Origin of the sequence: Bradyrhizobium sp. (assembly GCF_028868675.1) — a bacterium.
GTDB lineage: Bacteria > Pseudomonadota > Alphaproteobacteria > Rhizobiales > Xanthobacteraceae > Bradyrhizobium.
Genome location: NZ_JAGWUA010000016.1, coordinates 21,760 through 44,812, shown reverse-complemented (window position 1 = coordinate 44,812; position 23,053 = coordinate 21,760). Strand labels below are relative to the sequence as shown.

Below are 23,053 nucleotides of genomic sequence, written 5' to 3'. Positions count from 1 at the left end.
CCGCGCCGCTCGACGTCATGATCGGCAATGCCAAGCAGGTGCAGGCGCGCTGGCGTGACGAGCCCCTCAAACTCGACAAGCTGAGCGGCGACGACGTCGCCCGCCAGACCCTGCGCTAAGACTGGTCATAAAATGACTCTGCAGCGACACCTGACCCGCAGCGTAGCCGTCGGCAATATTGCGATGGGCGGCGGTGCGCCGATTGTGGTGCAGGCCATGACCAACACCGACACGGCGGATGCGCTGAAGACCGCCATTCAGGTGGCGGAGCTTGCCCGTGCCGGCGCAGAGTTGGTGCGTATTACGGTCAATACGCCGGAAGCGGCTGCGGCTGTTCCGGAGATTCGGGCGCAACTTGATCGTATGAATTGCGATGTGCCCTTGATCGGTGACTTTCATTACAACGGCCATCGTCTGCTGAGCGACTATCCGGCCTGCGCAGAAGCGCTAGCCAAGTTCCGCATCAATCCGGGTAACGTGGGTTTCGGCAAGAAGAAGGATGAACAGTTCTCGCAGATGATCGAGTTGGCGATCCGCTACAACAAGCCGGTGCGCATTGGCGTTAACTGGGGCAGCCTGGATCAATCGGTGCTGGCACGCGTGATGGATGACAACGCCCAGAAAGCCGATCCGGGCTCAGCCAGCGATGTCATGCGCGAGGCATTGATTCTCTCTGCCTTAGAGTCAGCGGCATTGGCCGAACAACTCGGCTTACCAGGCGATCGCATCGTGCTCTCGTGCAAAGTCTCGAGCGTGCAGGATCTGATTGCCGTATATCGCGATCTCGCCGGTCGCTGTGACTATCCGCTGCATCTGGGCCTGACCGAAGCCGGCATGGGCTCGAAGGGCATCGTCGCCTCCAGCGCCGCGCTCGGAATCCTCTTGCAGCAGGGCATCGGCGACACCATCCGCATCTCGCTGACGCCCGAGCCCGGCGGTGACCGCACCCGCGAGGTGCAGGTCGGCCAGGAGCTCTTGCAGACCATGGGCTTCCGCACCTTCGTGCCGCTGGTCGCGGCCTGCCCCGGCTGCGGCCGCACCACCTCGACCACGTTCCAGGAACTGGCGCGCTCGATCCAGGATTTCATCCGCGAGGAGATGCCGACCTGGAAAACGAAATATCCCGGCGTCGAGGCGCTCAACGTCGCGGTGATGGGCTGCATCGTCAACGGGCCCGGCGAATCCAAGCACGCCAATATCGGTATCTCCCTGCCGGGCACCGGCGAAGCGCCGGCCGCGCCGGTGTTCGTCGACGGCAAGAAATTCCGCACGCTGCGCGGGCCGACGATCGCCGCGGACTTCAAGGCGCTGGTGATCGACTACATCGACCAGCGCTACGGCCGGGGCGCGAAAGCACCGGCGGCAGAGTAGTCTTGTCGTCCGGGCGGAGCGCAGCGAAACCCAGGTTTTCTCGTCAGCTGACGAACCGATCCCGGATTGCGCCTTCGTTCCCTACCAGCGTTGACGTCCTCTCCCGCCCGCGCCAATCTTTCCCGAAAAGCACTATCGGGAGGACCTATCCATGCTCCGCGCCGAGGACAACGAGTTCCTGACCGAGTCGGGTGCGGGAACGGGAATGGGCGAGCTGCTGCGCCGGTTCTGGATACCCGTGCTTCTCTCGGAAGAGCTGCCCGAGCCCGACGGCGAGCCGAAGAAGATCACCGTGCTCGGCGAGCAGCTGCTCGCCTTTCGCGACACCCGTGGCGTGGTCGGAATCATCGATCAGTACTGCCCGCACCGCGGCGCCAATCTCTGGCTCGGGCGCAACGAGGAATGCGGCATCCGCTGCGTCTATCACGGCTGGAAGTTCGACACCGACGGCGCCTGCGTCGACATGCCGACCTCCTATCCTGACCTCTGCGCCAAGGACCACGTCCGCATCAAGGCCTATCCCGCGCGCGAATGGGGCGAGATGATCTGGGCCTATATGGGTCCGGCCGACGCGATGCCGGAACTGCCCGATCTCGAGATGGCGCTGCTGCCGGCCTCGCATCGCTACGTCAGCAAGAAATGGCAGGACTGCAACTGGGTGCAGGCGCTGGAGGGCTCGATCGACACCGCGCATTTCACCTTTGCCCATCTCGCCTTCGAGAAGGATGAGAACGAGATCCTCGACATCAAGAAGCACTTCGTGAATCCGCTTGCGCGGATGTCGACCGATCACATGCGCTGGATCGCGGAGGACCCGCGTCCGGTGATCAGAATCAATCCACACGACGCCGGGCTGACGATCGCCGGCGGCCGGCTCACCGGCAGCGACAGCATCTATTGGCGCATCGCGCAATTCCTGATGCCGTTCCACGCCTATGCGCCAAGCGCGATGCCCGGCGAGAACATCTTTGGCCAGACTTTTGTGCCGGTCACCGACATCAATTGCTGGATCTACACCTATGCCTGGAATCCGGAGCGGCCGCTGACGCAGGCCGAGCGCGACGCCTTCGATCGCGGCAACGGCGTGATCGCGGAGGTCGACGACAATTACGTGCCGCTGCGCCACAAGGGCAATGATTACCTGATCGACCGCAAGCTGCAGAAGACGAAGAGCTACACCGGCATCAAGGGCGTCTCCGAGCAGGACGCGGCCGTGCAGGACAGCCAGGGCCCGATCGCCGACCGCACCCGAGAGCATCTCGGGCCGACCGATCTCGGCATCATGCACTTCCGGAAAACCGTGATGGAGTTGGCCCGCGCGCTGCAGCAGGGCGAGGCGCCGCCGCACGTCGCTCGCCAGGACCGCTATGCCGTGCGCTCAGGTGCCTGCGTCACCCACAAGGCCAAGGATCTGCCCGCCGTGATGCTGGAGCGCTTTGGCGACGTCGCGGGCTTCGTCGGACGACCGCGGATTGCGGCGGCGGAGTAGGGCGGCCGCCACATCCACCGCCGTCGTCCCCGCGACCGCGGGGACCTATAACCACAGGCTTTCGTTGTTGCGATGACTCGTCGTTCCAGCGTTCGTAACAACAACTTCCTGTGGTTGTGGGTCCCGGGGCGCGCTTCGCTTGCCCGGGACGACAATCTTCACAGCGGCACGCTGCGGTACTCGCGGTTGGCGAGACTGGCTTCCTCGAGGTCGAGATCGCGCTCGATCCGGCGGCGGGTCTCGTCGGTGATCTGGCCGTCGCGCAGCAGTGCGTGGATGAACTTGCGCTCGGCCGCGATCAATTCGCGCGTCAGCGTCGTGCCCATGGCGGAGACGTCGTGCCTGGCAGGGTCGAGCGAATCGGGCAATTGATTGGTGCGGATCTCGTGCCGCGCCCGTAGCAGGCCGACCACCTCGTCCGAGACGTCCTCGGTCTCGACGATCGCGTCGAGCGATCTCAGCGCCGCATCGAGCGCCTGGCGGCGTGCAAGAATCTCCGCCGCGTGCTCGGCGACGTGCTCGTGGCGGCCGGCGTCCGCCACGCCGAGCCAGCGCACCACCGTGGGCAGGCCGAGGCCGACGCCGACGAGCGTGATGAAGATGACGCCGAAGGAGACGAACAGGATCAGGTCGCGATAGGGGAAGCTCTCGCCGCCCTGCAGCGCGAAGGGCAGCGCCAGCGCCGTCGCGAGCGACACCGCGCCGCGTACCCCGGTGAAGGCGAGCGTGAACACCCATTGCCAGGGCGGCGAGGGATCGCGCTCGCGCAGGCTCTTGCTGAACACGCGCGGCAGGTAGGTCGCGGGATAGAGCCAGGCGAAACGGGCGATGACGACGATCGCCACCACGACGCCGGTCGCAATCAGGATGTCGTCGAGCGGAAATGCCTTCGATTTCTCGTACAGCGCCCGCATCTGGAAGCCGGTGAGCAGGAACAGGATGCCCTCGATCATGTAGATGACGAGGTCCCAGAAGAACATGCCCTGCAGGCGCGTCGCCGACGAGATCCACAAGGGCCCGTTCCAGCTCACATAGAGTCCGCAGGCGACGGTGGCGATCACGCCGGAGCCGCCAAAATGCTCGGGCAGCCAGTAGGCGATATAGGGCGTGATCAGCGACAGCGTGATCTCGACCTGCGGGTCGCGCGCCCATTTGCGCCCGCGCAGGCTGATCCAGCCGACGCCGATGCCGAAGGCGATCTCGCCGGCGATGATGGCCAGGAATTCGCCGGCGGCCATCGGCAGCGAGAAGCTGCCGGTCATGATCGCGGCCAGCGCGAAGCGGTAGAGGATCAGCGCAGTGGCGTCGTTGGCGAGGCCTTCGCCCTCGAGCACGACGAGGATGCGGCGCGGCATGTGCAGCTTGCGCGCGATCGCCAGCGGCGCCACCACGTCGGGCGGCGCAACGATGGCGCCCAGCAGGAAGCCGACGGTCCAGGGCATGCCGATCAGATAGTGCGTGGTGGCCGCCACCATGGCCGCGGTGAAGATCACGCAGCCGACCGCGAGCAGCACGATCGGGCGCAGATTGTTCCTGAACTCGCGCCAGCTCATGGCGACGCTCGCCGAATAGATCAGCGGCGGCAGCACCAGCAGCAGCACCAGTTCCGGCGGCAGTTCGACCGGCGGCATGCCCGGCACGAAAGCGAGCCCCACACCGGCCAGCATCAGGAGAATGGCCGGCGCGACGTTGAGGCGCCGCGCCACCAGCGCGGTTCCCGCGAGCACGCCGAGCAGGATGAGGAAGGTCTGAAATCGCGTTTCCATGCTGGCGTCACTTGGCCCGGAAGCGCGGCCGGGTCCTCATTCCCTGAGGTCGTAGCGGTACGACTTCGACACGATCTGCCAGCCGTCCGCGAGTTTCATCGCCACCAGATAGTCGGTGAAATAGCGCGGCGGCAGCTGGCAGCGCACCTTGATGAAGGCGGTCTTGTCGTCGGAGCGGTCGATGGTGACGATGAAGTCCTCGCGCGTCTTGCCCTCGGCCTTGGCAGAAGTGCGCTTGCGCACCCAGGCGAGCCAGTCCGGCACGGTCAAAACCTTCAGCTCGCCCTTCTCGACCCAGCGCAGATCGGCGGAGGGGTGGAACACCGCCCCCAGCTTGTCGGCATCCCCCTCGTAGAGCGCGTCGAAATAGCCCTGCACCACCGCTTCCACACTCGAACGGTCATAACCCATCCTGGTTTCTCCCTCTCGGCCCGGTTCTCGATCATGACGGGAAAAACGCAATCGGCAAGTAGCGAACCGCCATCGTGCTGGCGAGACTAATGAAAAGGGTTCCCCGGCAGGCTCCGGCCGCACGCTTCGTGATGTCGGTCACAACCAACCGATGCGGCTCTTGCTAGGCTGGCCCCAAAGGGTGTCGAATTCTCCCGTCGAATTGGAAGCCTCGCCGTGCGCAGCCTGTTCAGACTTTACCCGTTGCTCCTCGCCCTCACGCTGTTGCTGGTGGCGGAGCCCGCCTTTGCCGGCAAGCGCGTGGCGCTGGTGCTGGCCAATTCGGCCTACCAGAACGCGCCGTCGCTTCCGAACCCCGTCAATGACGGCGCCGTGATCGCCCGCACGCTCAAGGACGCCGGCTTCGACGTGGTGGATTCCCGCCACGACCTACCGGCGCTGGAGACACGGCGGGTGCTGCGCGACTTCGCGGACGCGGCCCGCGGCGCCGATATCGCCGTGGTCTATTACGCCGGCCACGGCATCGAGGTGGATGGCGCCAATTACCTGATCCCGGTCGACGCCCGGCTCGAGCGCGACACCGACGTCTACGACGAGGCGCTCTCGCTCGACCGCGTGCTGGTCGCGATCGAGCCGGCCAAGCAGCTCCGCCTGGTGATCCTGGACGCCTGCCGCGACAATCCCTTCGGCAAGACCATGAAGCGCACGATCGCCTCGCGCGGCATCGGGCGCGGGCTCGCCCAGGTCGAGCCGACCAGCCCCAACACGCTGATCGCCTATTCGGCGAAGGCCGGCTCCACGGCGCAGGACGGCGACGGCAGCAACAGCCCGTTCACGATCGCGCTGTCGAAGCACCTGACGACGCCCGGCCTCGACGTGCGCCGCGCCTTCGGCTTCGTGCGCGACGACGTGCTGAAGACGACCGGCAACAAGCAGGAACCGTTCGTCTACGGCTCGCTCGGCGGCGAGGACGTGCCGCTGGTGCCGGTCAAGGCGGTGGCGGCCGCACCTTCCGCACCCGTCAATCCGCAGGCCGATGTGCGGCGCGACTACGAGCTCGCGCTGCAGGTCGGCAACAAGCAGGCCTGGGACGCTTTCCTGGCCCAGCATCCCGACGGCTTCTATGCGAGCCTCGCCAAGCTGCAGCTCGACAAGATCACGGCCGAGCAGACCCACGCGGCGGCGATCGAGAAAGCGAAGCAGGCCGAAGCCGAACGCGAGCGTCTCGCGGCCGCCGGCGCGCAGAAGGACGTGCAGGCCAAGGCCGACGCGGACGCGCGAGCGGCCGAGCAGGCGCGCGCCGCGGCCGAACAGGCCAAGCTGAAGGCGCAGCAGCAGGCCGCCGCCGCGGCCAGCACCGCGCCGGCCACCGAGGCCAAGAGTACCGACAAGGGCACCTCCCTCGCCGCGCTCACGCCCGCGACCTCGCAGGCGGATATGGCGCGGTCGGTGCAGACGGAGCTGAACCGCGTCGGCTGCTTCTCCGGCTCCGCCGACGGCAACTGGAACACCGCGTCGCAGCGCTCGCTGTCGCAGTTCAACCGCTATGCCGGCACCAATCTCGACGTGAAGGTCGCAAGCACCGACGCGCTCGATTCGATCAAGAGCAAGCAGGCGCGCGTGTGTCCGCTGGTGTGCCAGCACGGCTACAAGGCCGACGGTGACAACTGTACCAGGATCGTCTGCGGTGACGGTTTTGTGCTGAACAACGACAATGAATGCGAGAAGAAGCGCGGCAAGCCTGCCAATACCGCCAAGGGCAATGATAGCCAGCAGCAGGACCGGCCGGCGCGCCAGCGCGCGCAGGCGGGCGCTGCCGGCGGTTATGGCGCTGCCGCAGGTGTCGCGTCCGGCCGCGCGTCGGGCGGCGGCCAGATCTTCTGCGGATCCACCGGTTGCCGTCCCATCTCGCGCGGCTGCCATCTCGAATATCGCGGCGGCGGCGGCCCCGGCAACGACGCCAATGTCGAGGTCTGCAACTGAGCTGGGCGAAATGCCTCCCCAAGGTCGTCCTGGCGAAAGCCATGACCCATAACCCCAGGGAGCGGTCGTAGAGCGACGGTGCACCCCCCGTCATTGCGAGCCAACGGGTCCGCGCGAAGCGCGGCCCGATGACAGGCTCCGCGAAGCAATCCAGAATCCTTCCTTTGAGGCAGTCTGGATTGCTTCGTCGCTGTCGCTTCCTCGCAATGACGGACGAAATCCTACGTCGCGATCGCGCTTGCCGCGATGTTCACCGTCAGCGCCAGCAGCGCCGTGTTGTAGATGAACGAGACGATGCCGTGCGCGGTGGCGGTGCGGCGAATGGTCTTGTCGGTGATGCCGACGTCGGAGACCTGCGCGGTCATGCCGATCACGAAGGAGAAATAGACGAAGTCCCAGTAGTCGGCGTGGTCCTTGGTGTCGCCGCTCGGGAACTGCAGCCCGCCCGGCTTCGACCCCCGATAATAATCATGGGCGTAATGCAGCGCGAAGGTGGTGTGCACCGCCGCCCACGACAATGCGATCGTGGCGATGGCGATGGTGAGCTCCGCCACGCCGCGATGAGTGCCGAGCTCGGCGACGATCGCGGCGATGCTGGCGAACGCGCCTGTCGCCGTCACCAGCAGGATCACGAAGCGACCGTCGTCCTGCATCGCCGCAGCGCGGCCGATATGGCGGTGATCGTTGTTCAGCATCATGCCGTAGACCAGTACGAGATAGACCGCGATCAGCGCGTCCCAGCCGATCAGGAGCCGCGTCACGAGCCGCAGGCTGCCGGGCAGCAGCAGGCAGACGAGAATGCCGACACCGAGCGAGATGAAGGTACGCGGCCGCGCATAGAGCAGCCGCATCGGCCGCGACATCTGGCGGAAGCGGGCGAGGACGGGATCGTCGTTGTCGAAGCCCGCCATCGGCAGCACGCCTAGTTCTTGCGCTCGGCAACGAAGCGCGCGGCGGCGCGCAGCACCGCGGCGCGCTCGCCGAAGATCGACAGCGCGGAATCGGCGCGTGCCAGGAGGTCGCGCACGCGCTGTTTGGCGCCCTCGATGCCGAGCTGGGTGACGAAGGTGGTCTTGCCCAGCGCCGCATCCTGGCCCGACGGCTTGCCGAGCGCTGCCGCATCGCCCTCGACGTCGAGCAGGTCGTCGGCGATCTGGAAGGCCTCGCCGAGCGCGCGGCCGTAATCGTCGAGCGCCTGATATTCCTTCGCGGAAGCCTGGCCCAGGATCGCGCCGGCGATGCAGCCGAAGCGCAAGAGCGCGCCGGTCTTCATCTGCTGCAGGCGGGCGACGTCGACCGGCTCGCGGTCGCCGAAGCGGCCTTCGCCGGCGAGATCGAGCATCTGGCCGCCGACCATGCCGCCGATGCCGGCGCAGCGCGCCAGCGCGCGCGTCAGCAGGAGCCGCACATTGGCGTCGCGATGGATCTCGTCGCGGGTGACGATGTCGAAGGCGAGCGTCAACAGCCCGTCGCCGGCGAGGATCGCGGTGGCGTCGTCGGTCTTCTTGTGCAGGGTGGGGCGACCGCGGCGCAGGTCGGAATTGTCCATCGCCGGCAGATCGTCATGGATCAGCGAATAACAGTGAATGCATTCCAGCGCGGCGCCCGCGAGCAGCGCGGCCGCGCGCGGCACGCCGAACACCGCCGCGCTCTCGACCACCAGGAACGGCCGCAGTCGCTTGCCGCCGCCGAGGCTCGAATAGCGCATCGCGTCCATCAGCCGCTTCGGCCGCGCGATCTCGTCGGCCATGATGTCGTCCGACAGCAGCCGGCCGAGCAGGGCCTCGGTGTCTTCCGCGGTCTCGTCCAGGCGTTTGGCGAAGTCGGTCATCAAGGAGGGCTCCAGGAAACGGTCGAAGGAACGAATTCGCCGGGACAATCCTTTATGCCGTGGCGTCAGTCAATCATGTGGAACGCCCTAAAAGTGCTGGAAAAGGCCCGAATTATCACAGACTTAATGGACGATCTGTTGTTAAAGTTTCGTTTTCTTCCGGAAAGCTGCGACTTGCGCCTCGTCAAGACCCTGCTGCTGGTGCTCGCGGTCGCGGCTCTCCTGCCGTATCTGATCGCGCCGTTCTACCGTGCCGGCCACCCGGTCTCGACGCTGATGGCCTGGCGGACCTTGCGTGGCGCGCCAATGCAGCGGCGCTGGATCGACCTCTCCGCGATGTCGCCCTATCTGCCCCGCTCCGTAGTGGCGGCGGAGGACGCCCATTTCTGCAAGCATCACGGCATCGATTGGGGTGCGCTGCGCGAGGCGATCGATGACGCGCAGGAGGACGGGACGCCCTTCCGCGGTGCCTCGACCATCACCCAGCAGGTCGCGAAGAACCTGTTCCTGTGGCAGGGCCGCGACCCCGTGCGCAAGGTGCTGGAGTTTCCGCTGGCACTGTGGATCGATCTGGTCCTGCCGAAGCCGCGGATCCTCGAGATCTATCTCAACATCGCCGAACTCGGCCCGCAGGGGCAGTTCGGCGTCGAGGCGGGGTCGGCCTATGCCTTCGGCAAGTCGGCCGCGAACCTCTCGCCCCGGGAGGCGGCGCTGTTGGCCTCGATCCTGCCCAATCCGGTCCGGCGCAGCGCCCGCAGCCCCGGTCCGGGCATCCGGCGGCTGGCCATGACCTATATGGCGAGGGGGCAGGCGTCGTCGTTACAGACCTGCTGGCGGGAAAATCGCGGATATTGAGCCGGTTTCGGCCGTTTTTTCCGGTCCAAAACCCTAGCTTTGCAGCCAGCCTTCCTCTATAAGCCCGGCCTTGATCGGCATTCAGCTCGCCCCGATCTGCGGGTGCTGAGCCGTCCCCTCGCGGACGATGCCACCGAACACCAATCCCTAGAGGATAGCGATAATGGCCGTTCCGAGAAGAAAGACCTCGCCGTCGCGCCGCGGCATGCGCCGTTCGGCGGACGCGCTGAAGACGCCGACCTATGTCGAGGACAAGGACTCCGGCGAACTCCGCCGCCCGCATCATCTCGACCTCAAGACCGGCATGTACAAGGGCCGGCAGGTCCTGAAGAAGAAAGAGTCCTGAAGGCCGGCGTTCACGAGCGCGGCGGCCCAGCCTGCCCGAATTCGGCCATTCAGTGAGATAAGACGGTGACGGCGGCGGAGCGAATGCTTCGCCGCCGCATTGTCCTGTCCGGATGTCCTGATCAAGAAGGCCAAAGTCGATGGTCGGTTTCCCGCTGCTTCTCATCCCGCTCGCGGTCTACAACATCATCGCCTTCCTGATGCCCGAGGTCGCCCTGAACGCGATTCTGTTCAAGGTGCCGATGATCACGGGCGAGACATGGTCGGTGACGCTGGGCGATCTCTTGCTCGCGCTCGGCATCGTGCTGCTGCTGCTCGAAGTCGTGAAGGGCGCGCGGCCCGGCGCGAAATATCTCACCGACCATCTGCTGTCGCTGATCGTGTTCGGCGCGGCCGCGGCCGAATTCGTGATGTGGCCGAAATTCGGCAACTCCACCTATTTCCTGCTGACCCTGCTTGCGATGGCCGATTTCCTCGGCGGCGTCGCACAGCGCACGCGCCGCCGCGCCGTCGTGGCCGAGGCTGCACCGGCCGCGCACAAGGCGCGCGGCCGGGTCGAAGAGCCCGTCATCGCGCCGGAGCCCGCGCCGGCACCGCAGCCGACCGCGGAGCCGCAGCCCGCGCCGTCTGTACCGGCGTCGGCGCAATCGGTCGCCGAATCCGTTTTGATGGATCATCCCGCGCCAAAGCCGGTGCAGTCTCCGGCGCCGGTCGTGCCCGAAATCGCGCCGCATTTGCAGCCGGGCAACGGGACGCCCGGTTCGTCCGAACAGCCGCGCTAGTTTGCTTTAGGCAACCCGCCTGGTCCGCGGGCCGACGCGCCCTGCCGGCGGCTTGCCGCCATAGGCCGCCTGCGCATCCGCGGGCGAAGCGCGGCGGAGCCGGCTGGCTTGCGGCAGATGCTCGGCATTGGCGATCAGTTGCGTGACGAAGCTCGGGTCCGGGCGCGGCAGCGGCCCCTTCGGCACCCATTGCAGGGTCGCCGTCACGGGCACGAGCGCGGTGCCGGTCGCACCCGCGCCGCTGTTGCCTGCCTGTTCCCGTCGTTCAGTACTCGCCATCGCACACCGAAATCCGGCTGACCTGTCGCGTTTTGGGACGCGACGCCCTCCGCGATTAACTGAATCGCAAGGTCCATGCCGGTTTGCGGTGTTTGGTTCCGGGACGCGTTTCGAACGTGGTTTCCAAATTGTTTATGAACTTTGCCTAGGGTCGAGGGCGAATCTGGCTCTATCCTCAGTCCCGCGGATCACCCCCGCTGTCCCGAAACGAGGCGATCTTGACCCCTGCCATGCCGCAAGCCTCCGAGATCCTGGCCGCCCTGGGACAGGCCGTGTTCGTCTGGGATATCGCCAGCGACACGATCCGGTGGGGCGAGCAGGCAGCAACGGTCTTCGCCGGCATCCCGCCCGACAAGCTCGCGACCGGCGCCGAATTCGCAAAGCTGATCGAGCCGTCGCAGACGCTGCGAAGTGCCGCGCTCGCGCTGACCTCGCCGGTGCACGGTGCCGACGGCACGCCCTACCGGGTGGAATACGGCGTGCGCCTGAGCGCCTCCGAGCCGGTGGTCTGGGTCGAGGAGACCGGGCGCTGGTTCGCCGGCGCCGACGGCCGGCCGATGCGCGCCCAGGGCATCGTCCGCATCAACAATGAGCGCCACGCCCGCGACGAGGAACTGACGAAGCTCGCCCAGCTCGATCCGCTGACCGGCGAACTCAACCGCACTCATCTGATTGCGGCGCTCGCGGAAACGATCGAGGAGTCGGCGCGCTTCCGATCCTCCTCGGCCTTCATGCTGGTCGGCATCGACCGTCTCGCCCGCGTCAACGACGCCTTCGGCTTCGATGTCGCGGACGCCGTGATTCTCGACGTCGGCAAACGCATCCGCGAGCGCCTGCGCGGCGGGGACGTGCTCGGCCGCTTCTCGGGCAACAAGTTCGGCCTGATCCTGAAGAACTGTACCGTCGACGACATGAACGTCGCCGCCGAGCGGTTTCTCACCGGCGTGCGCGACGAGGTGGTGCCGACCAGGTCCGGCCCGGTCTCCGTCACCGTCTCGATCGGCGCAGTCAGCGTGCCGCGCTATGCGCGCACCGCCGACGAGGCGATCAATCGCGCCCAGGAGACGCTGGAGGCCGCCAAGCGCCGCCGCGCCGGCTCCTTCGGCGCCTGGCGACCGAATGCCGAGCGCGACGCGCAGCGCCGCGTCAACATCCGCGTCACCGACGAGATCGTCACCGCCCTGAACGAGCGCCGCATCGTGCTCGCCTACGAGCCGGTGGTGACGGCGTCCTCGCGCGAAGGCGCATTCTACGAATGCCTGGTGCGCATGGAGCAGGGCGATGGCCGCACCTTGCTCGCCCCCGACATCGTGCCGGTCGCCGAGCGGCTCGGCCTGATCCGCCTCGTCGATCATCGCGTGCTCGAGCTGGTGGTGGCGGAACTCGCCGCCTCGCCCGACGTCAGGCTCAGCCTCAACATCTCGCCCGACACCACCATGGATCCGGACTGGTGGGCCTCGATCGAATCGCTGATGCACGCCCATCCCGGCGTCGCCCGGCGGCTGATCGTCGAGATCACCGAGACGGTCGCGATCCAGGACATCGACGACGTCCGCGCCTTCGTCGGCCGGCTGAAGCAGTTCGGCAGCCGGATCGCGATCGACGATTTCGGCGCCGGCTACACCTCGTTCCGCAACCTGCGCAAGCTCGGTGTGGACATCGTGAAGATCGACGGCGCCTTCGTGCAGAACATCACCCGTTCCGCCGACGACCGCGCCTTCGTGCAGACGCTGATCGATCTCGCCCGCCGCCTCGACATCGAGACGGTCGCCGAATGGGTGCAGGACGAGGAGGCCGCCGGCATGCTGCGCGACTGGGGCTGCGACTACATCCAGGGCCGGCTGATCGGGCTCGCATCGGCGGAGCGCCCCTGGAGCGCGCCGCCGGACGCGGCACTGCCCGCGGCGGGGTAGCGGCGCAAGTTCCGAAATCGTTGGGCTGCCCCACCCTGCGCAGGCCTCACGCCCCCTCGTCCAGCGCGACCAGCTCGCGCTTCTTGCGCAGCGTCGGCAGCAGCGGAGCGACCAGGAGCAGCAGCGCGAGCAGCAGGCAGGCCGCCGAGATCGGCCTCTGCACGAAGGTCATGAGGTCGCCCTGCGACAGGATCAGCGACTTGCGCAAATTGTTCTCCAGCATCGGCCCGAGCACGAAGGCCAGCACCAGCGGCGCGGGTTCGTAGCCGAGCTTGCGCATGAAATAGCCGATCACGCCGAACGCGATCATCACGTAGACGTCGAAGACGTTGTTGGAGGAGCAGTAGACGCCGAGAATGGTGAACAGGATGATCAGCGGGAACAGGATGTTGTAGGGCAGCTTCAGAAGCTGCACCCACATGCCGATCATCGGCAGGTTGAGCACCAGGAGCATCAGGTTGCCGATATACATGCTGGCGACGATGCCCCAGAACAGGCCGGGGTTCTGCGTGATCAGGAGCGGCCCCGGCTGCAGGCCGTGGATCACGAACGCGCCGAGCAGGAGCGCCATCACGACGTTGGGCGGGATGCCGAGCGTCATCAGCGGAATGAACGCGCCGCCGGCCGCGGCGTTGTTGGCCGACTCCGGTCCCGCGACGCCCTCGATCGCGCCGTGGCCGAAACGTTCCGGCGATTTCGACAGCCGCTTCTCCAGCGCGTAGGACGCAAACGACGCCACCACCGCGCCGCCGCCCGGCAAGATGCCGAGCAGGAAGCCGAGCAGCGTGCCGCGCGCCACCGGGCCCGCGCTCGCCTCCCAGTCCGCCTTGTTCGGCAGGAGCTGGGTGATCCTGGCGTTGATGATGTCGCGCCTGATGGCGTGCTCGGTGTTGAGCAGCACCTCGGCGACGCCGAAAAGGCCCATCACCACGGGCACGAGACCGATGCCGTCGATCAGTTCCATGCGGCCGAAGGTCAGGCGCGGCTGCGCGGTGATGCTGTCGAGCCCGACCAGGCCGAGCACGACGCCGATGCAGGCCATCAACAGCGCCTTCGGCATCGAGCCCTGGGTGAGGAAAGTCAACACCACGAGGCCCAGCACCATCAGGCTGAAATACTCGGCCGGGCCGAACGCGATGGCGATGCTCGCGAGCTTCGGCGCGACCAGCATCAGGGCGACGAGGGCAAACGTGCCGGCGATGAAGGAGCCGAAGGCGGAGATGCCGAGCGCCGGTCCCGCGCGGCCCTGCTTGGCCATCTGATGGCCGTCGATGCAGGTGACGACGGAGGCGGCTTCTCCGGGAATGTTGACCAGGATCGAGGTGGTCGAGCCGCCATACATCGAGCCGTAGTAGATGCCGGCCATCATGATGATGCCGGACTCCGGCGTGCCCGACAACGTCACCGGCAGGAGCAGCGACATCGCCGAGATCGGCCCGATGCCGGGCAGTACGCCGACCAGCGTGCCGATGAAGACTCCGATGAAGCAGTAGAGCAGGTTGATCGGCAGCAGCGCGACGCTGAACCCGTGTGCGACGTTGGCGAGGGTGTCCATGGGTCAGCCGATCCCGAACATGCCCGACGGCAGCTGAATCAGCAGCAGGCGCTTCAGTATCCACCACATGCCAAGCGGGACCAGCACGGCGATCGGAACGGCAAGCTGCCAGCGCACGGGATCGATCACCCGCAAGAGCAGCAGCATCAGGGGCATCGCCGCCAGCAGGAATCCGAAGGGCTCGAGCGCGAACGAGAACGCGGCGAGGCAGGCGATGACCAGCGCCGGCTTGGTCCAGCGCGCGCCCGCCCACCGCGAGGCGAGCGTCGGCCCGCCCTCGGTGAGCGCGGCCACGATGATCGCGGCCGCGAACGCGCACATCAGGATGCCCGTATAGAACAGCACGTAGCCGGAGCCGGGATCGTTGATGGTGCCGAGCTTCAGCCTCACCCCCGACCAGATCACGAAGCAGCCCAGGGCGAGCCCGATCAGCCCGCCCCAGATCTCGGAGTTGGAGAGACGGAGCTTGACGTTGGTTTGGTTGTCCATTGGCGTCTCTCTCGTGCCCCGGATGCTGCGCAGCGCGAAGTGCTGCGCTGCAGTTCCGGGGCCCATGGCGGGCGGCGTGTAGATCCCGGCTCTGCGTCGCGTCATTTCATGCCGCGCCGCGTCCGGGATACGAGTGCTCTACTTCTTCGCGAGCCCGAGGCTGTCGATGACCTTGCGCTCGGATTCCGTCGTCTCGGCCACGAACTTCCTGTAGTCCTCGGTGTTCCTGTAGTTCGGCACCATGTCGTATTTGGCGAGCGTGGTGATCACGGCAGGATCCTCGATCGCCTTCTTGAAGGCGTCATGCAGCTTGGCGACGATCTTGGGATCCATGCCCTTCGGCCCGGCGACGCCGAACGGAGAATCGTAGACCATGGCATAGCCGAGCTCCTTCAGCGTCGGCACGTCCGGATAGTTCGGCGACCGCGCCGCGGTCCACACCATCAGCAGCCGCAGCTTGCCGGCGTCGACCAGTGGCCGCCAACCGGTCGAATCCGCCTGCAGCATGGTGTGCTGTCCCAGCACCGCGGCGTTGGTCTCCGCGCCGCCCTTGAACGGCACCTGCGTCAACTTGATGCCGGACATCGCCGCGATCTGCTCCATGCCGATATGCAGCGAGGTGCCGGTGCCCGGCGTCGCGTAGGTCACCTTGCCCGGATTCTGCTTGGCGTAGTCGACCACGTCCTTCCAGCTCTTGAACGGCCCTTCGGCGCTGGTGGTGACGCCGAAGGTGTAGCCGGTGAGATGGACGATGTAGGTGAAGTCCTTGGCCGGATCCCACGACACCTCTTGCATCAAGGGCAGGCGGAATACGGTGATCGGGATCTGCGCGATGGTGTAGCCGTCGGGTTTTGCGGCCGCGGCCATGGTGGCCGGCCCGACCGTGCCGCCGCCGCCGGCCTTGTTGTCGATCACGATCGGCTGGCCCAGCACCTTCGCGGCCGAATCGGCGATCGCGCGCATCGAGATGTCGGTCGAGCCGCCGGCCGGCCACGGCACGATCAGCGTGATCGGTTTCGCGGGATAGTCCTGGGCCTGGGCGGCCACCGACAGCAGCGCGCCGATCGCGGCAAGTACGCTGGCTCGGAGTACGCTCGTTCCAACTCGGCATCGCGACATCGCAACTCCTCCCTTCGCGGCCGGCGCTTTCACGCGAGACCGCATTATCTTGCGTGTTGTCGTGCGATTGTCGTCGAAATCACCGCAGAAGAAAAGCGCGGCGGCGGCGCCGTGGCGCGCCATTTCAGCGACGGAATCCACGTGCGACAATTGGTCATGCACGCACATCCCGAGGTACGGAATTTCAACGAGTATTGTGCGTGGTCTTCGCTCGACGCCCTTTACGAGGGAAGAGGGTAGTTCACGCCACGCGGCGGAGCTCGCCGAGGCGCTCGATCACGCGCGCAACTTCAGACGCCGGGCTCGGCCGGCCGAAGTAATAGCCCTGCACGGCGGTGCAGCCGGATGCACGCACGAAGTCGAGTTGCTCGGCCGTCTCGACGCCCTCCGCGGTGGTCTCGACGCCGAGCACGGCGCCGAGGCTCGCGATGGTGCGAACGATGGCCGCGCTCTCGTGGCTCTCGCCGAGCGAGCCGACGAAGGAGCGGTCGATCTTGATCCGGTCGAATGGGAACTTCCGTAAATAGCTCAGCGAGGAATAGCCGACGCCGAAATCGTCGAGGCTCACGCGGACGCCGAGCGCACGAATCCGGTGCAGGGTCTCGATGGTCGTCTCGCTGTCATCGAGCAAGACCGTCTCGGTGACCTCGAGTTCGAGCCGCTGCGGCGACAGGCCGGCCTCGGCCAGCGCGCTGGTGATCATCGCGACCAGGCCACGGGCGCGGAATTGTACCGGCGACAGGTTTACCGCGATGGTGATGGAATCGGGCCAGGCCGCAGCGGTCGCGCAGGCTGCGCGCAGGGCCCATTCGCCGATCGGGATGATGAGGCCGGTTTCCTCCGCGATCGGAATGAACTCGCCCGGCGAGACCATGCCGCGTTCGGGATGCTTCCAGCGCAGAAGCGCCTCGAAGCCGGTCAGGGCCGAGTTGTCGAGGCGGACCTGGGGCTGGAACGCGAGCTGGAGCTCGCCGGCCTCCAGCGCGCAGCGCAGATCGCGCTCGAGGCCATGACGTGCGCGCGCCTGCTGCTCCATCGCGGGCTGGAAGAGCTGGTAGCCGCCGCGGCCCCTCGCCTTGGCCTGATAGAGTGCGAGGTCGGCGCATTTCATCAGCTCGTCCGGGTCGAGCCCGTGATCGGGCGCCACCGCGATGCCGACGCTGACGCCGACATGGATCGACTGGTTCCCGATCGGCGGCGGACGGCCGATGATCTCGACGAGGCGGCGGGCGAGCTTCTCGGCCGATTCCGGCTGCGGTCCGCGCTGCAGCAACGCGAACTCGTCGCCGCCGAGGCGGGCGACCCTGTCGTGCTCGCCGGCGTGGTCCTTCAGGCGCGCGGCGACCCAGCTCAGCAGCCGATCGCCGGCGGCGTGGCCATGGCGGTCGTTGACGGTCTTGAAATTGTCGAGGTCGAGGCACAGCACCGCGATCTCGCCGCCGGCGGTCGCGACCTGATCGAGGCTCTCGCACATCTTCTCGCGGAACAGCACGCGGTTGGGCAGGTTGGTGAGCGAGTCGTGCCGTGCCATGTGTGCGACGCGGGCCTGCGCCTTGTGGCGCTCGGTGACGTCCTCATAGGTGACGACCCAGCCGCCATGCGCCATGCGGTTGTGGTTGAGTTCGATGATGCGGCCGTCGCTGAGATGGCGATGCAGCGTATGCTCGCCCTCGAGGAGCTGCTCGACGTAGCCGGCATAGAGCTGCGCCGCCGTCGTGCCCGGGTGGTTGCCGAGCGCGCAGCTGTGCTCCATGATCTCGCGCATGGTGACGCCGGGCTTCACGATGTCGGGCGACAGGCCGAAAATCTCGATGTAGCGCTTGTTGCAGACGATGACGCGCAGGCTGCCGTCGAGCATGCAGAGGCCTTCGCTCATGTTGTTCAGCGCCGCGTCGAACCGGCGATACTGCTCGCTCAATTCCTCGATCGCGCGCTCGCGCTCGGTGATGTCCTCGTAGGTCGCGACGAAGCCTCCTTCCGGCAGCGTGCAGTAGCGCACCGAGACCACGGTCCCGTCCGACATGCGGCGGCGCATCGCGGAATCGTCGCGGGCATCGATCCGCTCGCGCGCGGCCGCGAGGATCTGCCGCGGGGTATGATCCAAGGGGAGGGCGCCGTTCGCCATCGACCGCTCGATCAGGTCGGCGAGGTGGGTGCCGGGCGCGGCTTCCTCTACCGACAGCCGATAGATCTCGCGATAGCGGCGGTTGCAGATCTTGAGTCGCATGTCGCTGTCGTAGAAGCACAGCCCGTGCGCCATGTTCTCGAGCGCGGCGTCGAGCAGGAAGTTCTGTCGCTTCAGCGCCTCCTCGTATTGCAGACGGTCATGCACATCCTCGTGCGCGGTCACCCAGCCGCCGTCGGGCATGAAGCGCGATACGGCCTGCATGACGCGCCCGTCGAAGCGGGTCAGCAGCACCCTGTTCGGGCTCTGGCGGTGGACCTCCTTCATGCGGCTATCGTGGAATTCGTTCGCCGACATGCCCGGCAGATTGCCGCGCGAGATCCAGTGATCGGTGAGTTCGCGGTGCGACACCCCCGGCTTGATGACCTCGGGGTCGAGATCGTAGAGGCGCAGGTACTGCTGGTTGCAGACGATCAGGCGGCCCTCGGCGTCGTACATGCACAGGCCGTGCGACATGTTGGCGAGCGCATGCTGGCTGCGCTCGGTCTGAACCCGCAGCTCGGCTTCGAGCCGGTCGAGGCGAGTGACGTCGTCGCAGATCGTCATCCAGCCGCCCTCGGGCAGGGGCTTGAGGTCCAGCGCCAGCACCCTGCCGTTCGACAGCCGCTGCTCGACCCGGAGCGGCTCTCCGGCCGCCAGCAGATCGAGGCGCGTGCGGTAGAGCGGCTCCGCCTGGTCGACCGGGAAATTGCCGAGCGAGGCGCTGTGTGCAAGCACGTCGCGATAGCTCGTCCCCGGACGGACGATTTCGGCCGACATGTCGAACAGCTCGACATAGCGCCGGTTGAGCAGCACGATGCGGTTGTCCGTATCGTAGACGCAGACCCCTTGCTCCATGCGATCGAGCGCGAGCTGGCTCAGTGCAAGCAGGCCTTGCGTGCGCGGCGGGCCGCCCGCGCGGCGTCGTTTCCTGGAAGTCGTCATCTGCGGAGGATCTTCACGGGCGGGCCAACACACTTAACGCAACGTAACTCGGGAACCGAGCCTAGCGGCCATCCGGGAAAATTCCCTTAAACGGCGTAGTTGACGGAGCATGACCGCCACGTGCCGCGCCATGACCAATTTCGGCCGTGATGCGCCGCAGCATGCCGATCGGCCGCGATAACGAGCGGTGCCCGCTTGGCAGAGCCGGCCGAGCGTGCCACCCTCGCGCATCCGGATGGGTCGCGGGGAGATGATCGTCTTGCAACGTTGCATCGCCGCTTGCTGGTGGATCGCCGTCGCCGTGCTTGGTGCCGCATCGACGGCACATGCGGCCGACGCGGCGCGATGTCAGGAGCTGGCGCGTCGGTTCGAGAGCACGAGGCCGCAGATCACGGCGGTTGAGGTGTCGCTGGCGCTGTTCTCGGCGGCGGACGCGAATTGCGTTGCGCTTGCGACCGAGCTCCTCGATTTCGGCGCCTCGGTCGATGCGCGCGACCGGTTCGGCGCGAAGCCACTCAGCCATGCCGCAAGGTTCGGTCACATCGAGATGGTCGAGCTGTTGCTGGCGCGGGGCGCCCCGATCGACGCGCGCAACCTGTCCGGTGCCACCGCGCTCTATTTCGCCGCTGAACGTGGCCACGCCGCGGTGGTCGATCGCCTGATCGTGGGCGGCGCCGACGTCAAGCTCACCGGGCGCAGCGGGCTCACGCCGATCGCAGCCGCGGCCTTTGCCGGCAACGACGCGATCGTCGAGGCGCTGCTCGCGCACGGTGCCGACGAGCGGCTGCCGGATGCCACCGGCAAGCCGCCGATCGTCTATGCCGCGGCGGCCGCCCGCCTCGACGTCGTGAAGCGGCTCTTGGCGCGCGGCATCGACGTCAACGCCCGTTACGCCAACGATCTGACCATCCTGATGTGGGCGGCGGGCGCGGACGAAAAGGTCGCCGACGCCGAGGCGGTCAAGGTCGTCAGCCATCTGCTCGATGCCGGTGCCCGCATCGATGATCGCGACGCACGCGGCCGTACCGCGCTGATGATCGCGGCGGAAGGCGGTCGCGCGGAAGTCGCGGCCGTCCTGCTCGCGCGCGGTGCCGATCCGTCGCTCCGCGACAAGGCCGGCAAGCGTGCCGCCGACCTCACCGTGCTGACGTCGCTGCGCGAACGGTTAAGCGCGCATTGAGGCTCAAAGCCCCGCCAGATACTCCGCCAGCGCCGCAAGGTCGTCTTCCGGCGTGGCGATCATCAGGTCGGACATGCCGGGATTGTTGCCGCGCGCGCGGGTGCGGAAGTCGGCGATGGTCTTGGCCAGATATTCGCGGCTTTGCCCGGCCAGCCGCGGCATGATGCCGGTGCCCTGAAACTGCTCGAGGTGGCAGCCGGTGCAGCCGACCGAATGTTCGGCGTCGCTTGCCTTCTGCGCGACGGCCTTCGGCGCCCTGGGCTGACCGATATCGGGCCACGGCTTCTGCGAGAAATATTCGGCGATCGCCATCATCTCGTCCTTCTCCAGCGCGGACGCGATCGGCTGCATGGTCTCGTTCTTGCGATCGCCCCGTTTGAAATCGCGAAGCTGGATGTAGATGTAGCCGGGAAGCTGCCCCCAGATGATCGGAATGGTCTTGTCGACGGGCTTGCCGTCGGCGCCATGGCAGCCGGCGCAGATTTCGACTTTTTCGGCAAGGGCCTTCGGAACGCTTGGCGCCGGACTCGTGCCCTCCCTGCTCTGCGCAAGCGCCATACCGGGACTCATGCCCAAACCCAATGCCAGGCCGAGCCCGACGACGACTGCGCCCGAGATCATCCAGCTCGGTCCAACGCCCATTCCATGACCCCTGAGGCTCAACACGGAAGCGGGGCCGCGACCGGCCCCGCTTCGCAAGCATCTTCGACGAATATCACGCCTCGTCGCTCAATCGAGCGAGAAGGCGATGATGTTGTTGCCGCGCCTGAAATTCACCTGGGTGTTACCCCCGGCGCCGACCACGATGTACTGCCTGTCGCCCAGCATATAGCTGGAGGGCGGAGCGTTGACGCCGGCGCCGGCGCGGAAGCTCCACAGCTCCTTGCCGCTGCCGGAATCATAGGCCGCGAACTTGCCGTTGCCCTCGCCGGTGAACACCAGGCCGCCGGCCGTGGCGAGGATGCCGCCGATCATCGGCTCCGGCGTCTTCACCTGCCATTTGATCTTGCCGGTGTTGTAGTTCACGGCCGTGATGTTGCCGGACTGCTTTTCGCCGGGGATCGCGGTGAAGGCGCCGCCCAGCCACAGCTTGCCGTTCGGATAGGGCGAGCTTTCCACCCGGTAGTGCATGGGCTGGTGGAGGTTGATGGCGTAGGCGAGCTCCTGACCGGGATCGGTGGCGATCGGGGACCATTCGACGCCGCCGTTCGCGCCGGGCAGCATGCGGGCGCCTTCCTTGGTCGGCAGGACCCACATGTTCTCCTGCGGCACCATGGCGTCGGAGAAGCGGATCAGGCTGCAGTCCTTGCGATCGTGCACGTAGATGTGCCCGGTCTTGCCGGCGTGGATCACGCCCGGAATGGTCTTGCCGCTCTTGTCCTTGACGTTCACCAGCACCGGCGGGCTGACGGCGTCGAGATCCCAGACGTCATGGGCGATGTACTGGAAGTGGCAGACATACTTGCCGGTATCGAGGTCGAGCGCCACCAGCGAGTCCGTGTAGAGGTTGTCGCCGGGACGGAGCGAGCCGTCGAGGTCGGGCGAGGGATTGCCGACCACGAAATAGATCCGGTTGGTCGCGAGATCGACGGCCGGGTTTTGCCAGACGCCGCCGCCGAGCTTGGCGAAGGGATCGCCATTCTTGGCGAGCACGGCCTTTTCCGCCGCGATGTCGCGATGCATGTCGCGGCCGGTGGCGTCCTTGGTCGCCCACACGCCGACCGAGTTTTCCGGAATCGTGCTGAAATTCCAGAGCTGCTTGCCGGTCTTGGCGTCATAGGCGCGCATGAAGCCGCGGATGCCGTATTCGCCGCCATTGGTACCGATCAGGACCTTGTCCTTCACCACCGTCGGGGCCATCGTCTCGCTGTAGCCGAGCTCGGGATCGGCGATGTCGGTCTTCCAGACCACGTCGCCGGTCTTGGCGCTCAGCGCGATCAGCTTGGCGTCCAGCGTGGCGAGATAGACCATGTCGTTGAGGACCTGGACGCCGCGATTGTTGGGACCGCAGCAATAGGTCGTGATAGGCCCCATCTTGTGATTGTAGTGCCAGAGCTCGCGGCCGGTCTTGGCGTCGAGCGCGTAGACGTGGCTGTAGGACGTCGTCACGTACATCACGCCGTCGACCACGATGGGCGAGGTCTCCAGCGATTCCTTGACGTCGGTCTGGAAAATCCAGGCGACGTGGAGGTTCTTCACGTTGTTGCGGTTGATCTGCTTCGCGGGGTGAAACCGCGTCTGGGCATAGTTGCCATTGGTCAGGAGAAAGTTGGTCGCACTCTTGTCGGCAGCGTTGAGCATCGCCTGCGTCACCGGCGTGACCTTCGCCTGGCCCACCGGACCGATGGAATCCTGTTTCACTTCCTGCTGTGCGTACGAGGCGGCTGGCGTCAGGAAGGCCAGCCCGAGCAACACGGCGTATCCGATCGAAGATCTATTCATCCGTTCCGCCCCATTTTTATGTTCTGGTTTAACCGGCCGAAATTTGCACGGTGTGGGGGAACTCTGCTCCCGGCGCGCCCGGTTTGACAAGAAAAATAGTTCCGCCGGCAGCGCCTTGTGCAGCGGTCACCGGC

At 66.5% G+C, this 23,053-nt stretch carries 20 protein-coding genes; 9 read left to right on the top strand and 11 right to left on the bottom strand.

All coding sequences use genetic code 11. The features are described from left to right. The 3 genes from KGM94_RS25260 to KGM94_RS04270 all read left to right on the top strand — a co-directional run. The coding region (locus tag KGM94_RS25260; protein WP_366526209.1) for a RodZ domain-containing protein at positions 1 to 119 on the top strand (119 nt) is incomplete at its 5' end. 13 nt (positions 120 to 132) lie between these two features. Then, positions 133 to 1,371: a flavodoxin-dependent (E)-4-hydroxy-3-methylbut-2-enyl-diphosphate synthase gene (ispG, locus tag KGM94_RS04275; protein ID WP_300255291.1), complete on the top strand. Its 1,239-nt coding sequence runs from the start codon at positions 133 to 135 to the stop codon at positions 1,369 to 1,371. Positions 1,372 to 1,522: 151 nt separating this feature from the next. Beyond that, the gene (locus KGM94_RS04270) at positions 1,523 to 2,860 is read left to right on the top strand and encodes a Rieske 2Fe-2S domain-containing protein (RefSeq protein ID WP_300255290.1); all 1,338 of its coding nucleotides are present in this window, start codon (positions 1,523 to 1,525) and stop codon (positions 2,858 to 2,860) included. 158 nt (positions 2,861 to 3,018) lie between these two features. Here the strand turns inward: KGM94_RS04270 and KGM94_RS04265 are convergent, their stop codons facing one another. Both KGM94_RS04265 and KGM94_RS04260 read right to left on the bottom strand, forming a co-directional pair. After that, positions 3,019 to 4,626 (bottom strand): Na+/H+ antiporter, encoded by a 1,608-nt coding sequence (locus KGM94_RS04265; RefSeq protein ID WP_300255288.1) that lies wholly within the window; start codon positions 4,624 to 4,626, stop codon positions 3,019 to 3,021. Between the two features lie 36 nt (positions 4,627 to 4,662). After that, positions 4,663 to 5,037: a nuclear transport factor 2 family protein gene (locus KGM94_RS04260; RefSeq protein WP_300255287.1), complete on the bottom strand. Its 375-nt coding sequence runs from the start codon at positions 5,035 to 5,037 to the stop codon at positions 4,663 to 4,665. Positions 5,038 to 5,253: 216 nt separating this feature from the next. On the opposite strand from KGM94_RS04260, the gene KGM94_RS04255 reads away from it, so the two are divergent. Beyond that, positions 5,254 to 7,020, top strand: a complete 1,767-nt coding sequence (locus KGM94_RS04255; RefSeq protein WP_300255285.1) for a caspase domain-containing protein — start codon at positions 5,254 to 5,256, stop codon at positions 7,018 to 7,020. 221 nt (positions 7,021 to 7,241) lie between these two features. On the opposite strand, the gene KGM94_RS04250 is transcribed toward KGM94_RS04255, so the two are convergent. Both KGM94_RS04250 and KGM94_RS04245 read right to left on the bottom strand, forming a co-directional pair. Then, a complete protein-coding gene (locus KGM94_RS04250; protein WP_300255297.1) occupies positions 7,242 to 7,931 on the bottom strand; it encodes a DUF1345 domain-containing protein in 690 nt (229 codons plus the stop codon). Positions 7,932 to 7,942: 11 nt separating this feature from the next. Beyond that, positions 7,943 to 8,851, bottom strand: coding sequence for a polyprenyl synthetase family protein (locus KGM94_RS04245; protein ID WP_300255283.1), 909 nt, complete (start codon positions 8,849 to 8,851; stop codon positions 7,943 to 7,945). 174 nt (positions 8,852 to 9,025) lie between these two features. On the opposite strand from KGM94_RS04245, the gene mtgA reads away from it, so the two are divergent. The 3 genes from mtgA to KGM94_RS04230 all read left to right on the top strand — a co-directional run bounded on the left by mtgA (position 9,026) and on the right by KGM94_RS04230 (position 10,833). After that, on the top strand, positions 9,026 to 9,706 hold the full coding sequence (gene mtgA / locus KGM94_RS04240; RefSeq protein ID WP_300255296.1) for a monofunctional biosynthetic peptidoglycan transglycosylase: 681 nt from the start codon (positions 9,026 to 9,028) through the stop codon (positions 9,704 to 9,706). 163 nt (positions 9,707 to 9,869) lie between these two features. Beyond that, positions 9,870 to 10,052 (top strand): 50S ribosomal protein L32, encoded by a 183-nt coding sequence (gene rpmF, locus KGM94_RS04235; RefSeq protein ID WP_211990280.1) that lies wholly within the window; start codon positions 9,870 to 9,872, stop codon positions 10,050 to 10,052. Between the two features lie 139 nt (positions 10,053 to 10,191). Then, on the top strand, positions 10,192 to 10,833 hold the full coding sequence (locus tag KGM94_RS04230; protein WP_300255279.1) for a hypothetical protein: 642 nt from the start codon (positions 10,192 to 10,194) through the stop codon (positions 10,831 to 10,833). Between the two features lie 6 nt (positions 10,834 to 10,839). On the opposite strand, the gene KGM94_RS04225 is transcribed toward KGM94_RS04230, so the two are convergent. Beyond that, positions 10,840 to 11,112 carry a hypothetical protein gene (locus KGM94_RS04225; RefSeq protein WP_300255277.1) on the bottom strand — a complete coding sequence of 91 codons (273 nt, stop codon included), beginning with the start codon at positions 11,110 to 11,112 and terminating at the stop codon, positions 10,840 to 10,842. A gap of 230 nt (positions 11,113 to 11,342) precedes the next feature. Between KGM94_RS04225 and KGM94_RS04220 the strand changes: the two genes are divergently transcribed. Next, positions 11,343 to 13,025 carry a bifunctional diguanylate cyclase/phosphodiesterase gene (locus KGM94_RS04220; RefSeq protein WP_300255294.1) on the top strand — a complete coding sequence of 561 codons (1,683 nt, stop codon included), beginning with the start codon at positions 11,343 to 11,345 and terminating at the stop codon, positions 13,023 to 13,025. A 46-nt stretch (positions 13,026 to 13,071) separates the two neighbouring features. Here the strand turns inward: KGM94_RS04220 and KGM94_RS04215 are convergent, their stop codons facing one another. From KGM94_RS04215 to KGM94_RS04200, 4 genes are all read right to left on the bottom strand, one after another. Beyond that, a complete protein-coding gene (locus KGM94_RS04215) occupies positions 13,072 to 14,580 on the bottom strand; it encodes a tripartite tricarboxylate transporter permease (protein WP_300255275.1) in 1,509 nt (502 codons plus the stop codon). 3 nt (positions 14,581 to 14,583) lie between these two features. After that, positions 14,584 to 15,069, bottom strand: a complete 486-nt coding sequence (locus KGM94_RS04210; RefSeq protein ID WP_300255274.1) for a tripartite tricarboxylate transporter TctB family protein — start codon at positions 15,067 to 15,069, stop codon at positions 14,584 to 14,586. A 138-nt stretch (positions 15,070 to 15,207) separates the two neighbouring features. Then, complete coding sequence (locus KGM94_RS04205) at positions 15,208 to 16,188, bottom strand: tripartite tricarboxylate transporter substrate binding protein (protein ID WP_300255272.1); 981 nt, start codon at positions 16,186 to 16,188, stop codon at positions 15,208 to 15,210. Between the two features lie 241 nt (positions 16,189 to 16,429). After that, positions 16,430 to 19,297: a PAS-domain containing protein gene (locus tag KGM94_RS04200; RefSeq protein ID WP_300255269.1), complete on the bottom strand. Its 2,868-nt coding sequence runs from the start codon at positions 19,295 to 19,297 to the stop codon at positions 16,430 to 16,432. A 259-nt stretch (positions 19,298 to 19,556) separates the two neighbouring features. Between KGM94_RS04200 and KGM94_RS04195 the strand changes: the two genes are divergently transcribed. Next, the gene (locus KGM94_RS04195; RefSeq protein WP_300255267.1) at positions 19,557 to 20,477 is read left to right on the top strand and encodes an ankyrin repeat domain-containing protein; all 921 of its coding nucleotides are present in this window, start codon (positions 19,557 to 19,559) and stop codon (positions 20,475 to 20,477) included. Positions 20,478 to 20,480: 3 nt separating this feature from the next. Here KGM94_RS04195 and KGM94_RS04190 read toward each other — a convergent pair whose 3' ends face one another. Next, entirely contained in the window at positions 20,481 to 21,119 is a 639-nt protein-coding gene (locus KGM94_RS04190; RefSeq protein ID WP_300255265.1) for a cytochrome c4, read from the bottom strand. An 87-nt stretch (positions 21,120 to 21,206) separates the two neighbouring features. Beyond that, a complete protein-coding gene (locus KGM94_RS04185; protein WP_300255263.1) occupies positions 21,207 to 22,919 on the bottom strand; it encodes a PQQ-binding-like beta-propeller repeat protein in 1,713 nt (570 codons plus the stop codon). Between the last annotated feature and the right edge of the window lie 134 nt (positions 22,920 to 23,053).